Annotated in this window: 4 protein-coding genes; 2 read left to right on the top strand and 2 right to left on the bottom strand. The window is 74.4% G+C overall.

The annotated features are described in order from the left end of the window. Together GRC12_RS42970 and GRC12_RS42965 are read left to right on the top strand one after the other, a co-directional pair. The coding region (locus tag GRC12_RS42970; protein WP_208785870.1) for an aminotransferase-like domain-containing protein at positions 1-1,103 on the top strand (1,103 nt) is incomplete at its 5' end. A gap of 60 nt (positions 1,104-1,163) precedes the next feature. Further along, entirely contained in the window at positions 1,164-1,649 is a 486-nt protein-coding gene (locus GRC12_RS42965; protein WP_208785869.1) for a carboxymuconolactone decarboxylase family protein, read from the top strand. Positions 1,650-1,764: 115 nt separating this feature from the next. Here GRC12_RS42965 and GRC12_RS42960 read toward each other — a convergent pair whose 3' ends face one another. Both GRC12_RS42960 and GRC12_RS42955 read right to left on the bottom strand, forming a co-directional pair. Beyond that, a complete protein-coding gene (locus tag GRC12_RS42960) occupies positions 1,765-2,559 on the bottom strand; it encodes an aminotransferase class IV (RefSeq protein ID WP_208785868.1) in 795 nt (264 codons plus the stop codon). A 13-nt stretch (positions 2,560-2,572) separates the two neighbouring features. Then, the coding region (locus GRC12_RS42955; protein WP_208785867.1) for an FAD-dependent monooxygenase at positions 2,573-3,351 on the bottom strand (779 nt) is incomplete at its 5' end.

Here is a 3,351-nt window from a genome sequence, read left to right as displayed (position 1 = left end):
CGCCCCACCCGCGCGTCCCGAGCAGCCCCGCCTACGACCTGGTCCCGGGCCTGCCCGACCTCGCCTCCTTCCCGCGCGCCGAATGGCTCAAGGCCGCCCGCCGCGCCCTGGCCGCCGCTCCCCACCAGGCCCTGGACTACGGCGACCCGCGCGGCCGCGCCGAACTGCGCACCGCCCTCGCGCACTACCTCGCCCGCGCCCGGGGCGTGCGCGCCGACCCCGACCACATCCTGGTCTGCGCCGGCATCTCCCACGGACTGCGGATCCTCGCCGCCGTCCTGCGCGCCCGCGGCGCCGGCACGGTCGCCGTCGAGTCGTACGGCCTCTACGTCCACTGGGACCTGCTCGCCGAGGCCGGTCTGCGCACGGTCCCGCTGCCCTTCGACGAACGGGGCACGGACCCGGGCGAGTTGGCGGACCAGGGCGCCGTCCTGCTCACCCCCGCCCACCAGTTCCCGATGGGCGGCACCCTGCACCGGGACCGGCGGGCGGCCGTCGTCGACTGGGCCCGCCGCACCGGGGGCCTGGTGATCGAGGACGACTACGACGGCGAGTTCCGCTACGACCGCCAGCCCGTCGGCGCCCTCCAGGGCCTCGACCCCGAACACGTCGTCTACGCCGGCACGGCCAGCAAGTCCCTCGCCCCCGGCCTCCGGCTGGCCTGGCTGGTCCTGCCCCCGGGATGGGTGCGGGAGGCGGTGAAGGCCAAGGGCGGGGTGGACAGCTGCGGGGTGCTGGACCAGCTGACCCTCGCCGAGTTCCTCACCTCCGGCGCCTACGACCGCCATGTGCGCTCCGCCCGGCTGCGCTACCGGCGCCGCCGCGACGCGCTGGTGGGCCGGCTCGCCCGCAGCGCCCCGCAGGTCCGCGCCACCGGCATCGCGGCCGGCCTGCACGTCGTCCTGCGGCTCCCGCCGGGCACCGAGCAGGAGGCGCTGCGGGCGGCGGCCTGGCAGGGGCTCGCGGTGCACGGGCTGCACCGCTACCAGCACCCCGAGGCGAGGGTCGAGCGGCGCGACGCACTGGTCGTCGGCTACGGGACACCGCCGGACCACGCCTGGTCGGGGGCGCTGGACGCCCTGTGCGCGGCACTGCCCGAATGACGCCGCCGTAATTGCCGCGTTCAGCATTCCCGAATGCGGTCGCGCGGATAGAGTCGCCCCATGAGCAACAGTGACGCGATATCCCGTGTGGCCCTCAAGAAAATCACCCCCGACGTCTCCAAGGCGATGGGCTCCCTGCACGCCGCCGCCGTTTCCGCGGCCCAGGAAGCCAAGGTCGAACCGGAACTCCTGGAACTGGTCAGGATCCGCGCCTCGCAGATCAACGGCTGCGCGTTCTGCCTCGACATGCACACCAAGGACGCGCGGGCGGCGGGCGAGACGGAGCAGCGGATCTACGCCCTGAACGCCTGGCGGGAGACCCCTTTCTTCACCGAACGCGAGCGCGCCGCCCTTGCGTTGACCGAGGCCGTGACCCTGGTCCACGACGGCCGGGTGCCGGACGCCGTCTACGCCGAGGCCGCCGAGGTCTTCGAGGAGGACCAGATCGCGGCACTCGTCTGGGCGGCCACCGTCATCAACGCCTACAACCGCATCGCCATCGCCACCCGGATGGCGCCGGGCGGTTATCAGCCGGCCAATAGATAACGCCGGTCCCTGGAATAGGGCCGTAGGGAAAGGGTCGGAAACAGAAATACCTCATACGGGCACCGGCGATCCGCGTCGATGCCCGTATTCCATGCGCCCTTTCCGGCTTTTCCGGCTATTTCTCCGGCAGCGGCTCCATGATGTCGTCCAGCCAGGAGCGCCATTCCGGGGCGTGGGTCGCGGGGGCCGCCTGGATCGACCCGCCCGTCCAGTCCGTCACCGGCCGGATCCCGTGGAGCGCGTTGACGAGCCACACCTCGCGGCCGTCCAGTTCGGCCATGGTCCGGGTGCGGTGGGCGAGCCGGACGCCTTCGCGGTGGGCCCGTTCCTGGATGAGGGCGACGGTGACGCCGGGCAGGACGGGCAGCCGGGGCGGGGGCAGACACAGCGTGTCGTCCTCCCACCACAGCACGCTGGCCGTGGTCGCCTCCAGCACCCCTCCGGACGGAGCGACGAGCACCGTCTCGTCGGCTCCCTCGCCCGAGGCGCGTCTGCGGACCCGGGCCAGCGTGTCCAGGTCGGGACCCTTGCGGCGGGGCACGGTCCGCGGGTCGGACTGGCCCGTGGCCCAGACCCGCACCCCGGTCCCGAGCGGTGGCGCGTGCCGCAGCAGCAGCCGCAACTGCGTCCCGCCCGGCGCGAGTTCGACACGCGGGAACCACTCGCCCGTCCGCGGCAGCGCGTCGGTCATGTCCCGCCAGAACTCCAGCAGCCGTCTGAGCGGCGGCCCGCCGGCCTCTCCGCAGGCCCGCAGGAACCGCTCCCGGTGCCGCTCGAACCCACGCACCCTGCCGTCCCGCACCAGCCACGAGTCCGCGACGAGCAGCCGCCCGCCGGGCTCGTCCGCCGGAGCCAGCCCACCGGCGGGCGTCCACGCCAACAGCCCCTCGGCGATGACGGGTTGCGTCACAACTGCTCCTCCCTCAGTACGTGCCGCCGGCGACCACCGGGGCTCCGTTCCGCGGCCCGTAGGGCGCGTGCTCCAGCCATGCCCCGCACCACGGCAGCACGGGCGCGAGGACCGCCGCCGCGCGCTGTCTGGCCCGGACGATCCGGCGCCGGGGCCGCAGATGGTCGAGCGCGGTCTGGGCGGCGGCGCTGTTGAACAGCCCCGCGGCCCGCCGCACTCGCGCGAACTCACCGACCGCGTCCGCCGTACCCTCCGCGACCGCCTCCGCGGCCGCCGCCGCGTCCGCGATCCCGCTGTTCATCCCGCGCGCCCCGAACGGCGGGAAGAGGTGCGCCGCCTCACCGACGAGCAGCACCCGCCGGTGCTCATCCGTGAAGGAGGCCGCCACCATGCGCAGGAAGCGGTACGTCGACACCCACAGGATCCGCTCGGCGCCCCCGTCGCCCACGACCGCCGGCAGCCACCGCCGTACCGCCTCCCGGGTCCCGAAGTCCTCCTGCGCGTCGTCGTCCCGGCACTGCAGATCGACCTGGAACCCCCCGGCGAACGGCACCCGCATCACACTGCGCCCGCCGACGCCCGGATGCTCGTAGTGGAAGACCCGCTCGGACACCGGCTCGGCGTCCTCGGCCTCCGCCACGTCGACCACCACATGGAAGCCCTCGCCCCGCTCGCCCTCCATGGGAATGCCCAGCCCCCGCCGCACGGCCGAACGCGCGCCGTCCGCAGCCACGACGTACCCGCAGCTCCACTCCCGCCCGTCCGCGCAGGTCAGCACCGCCTGCCCCGGTG

It is taken from the genome of Streptomyces griseorubiginosus, from assembly GCF_017614965.1.
In the GTDB taxonomy this organism is placed as follows: domain Bacteria; phylum Actinomycetota; class Actinomycetes; order Streptomycetales; family Streptomycetaceae; genus Streptomyces; species Streptomyces griseorubiginosus_B.
This window is presented reverse-complemented; position numbering and strand designations above follow the sequence as displayed.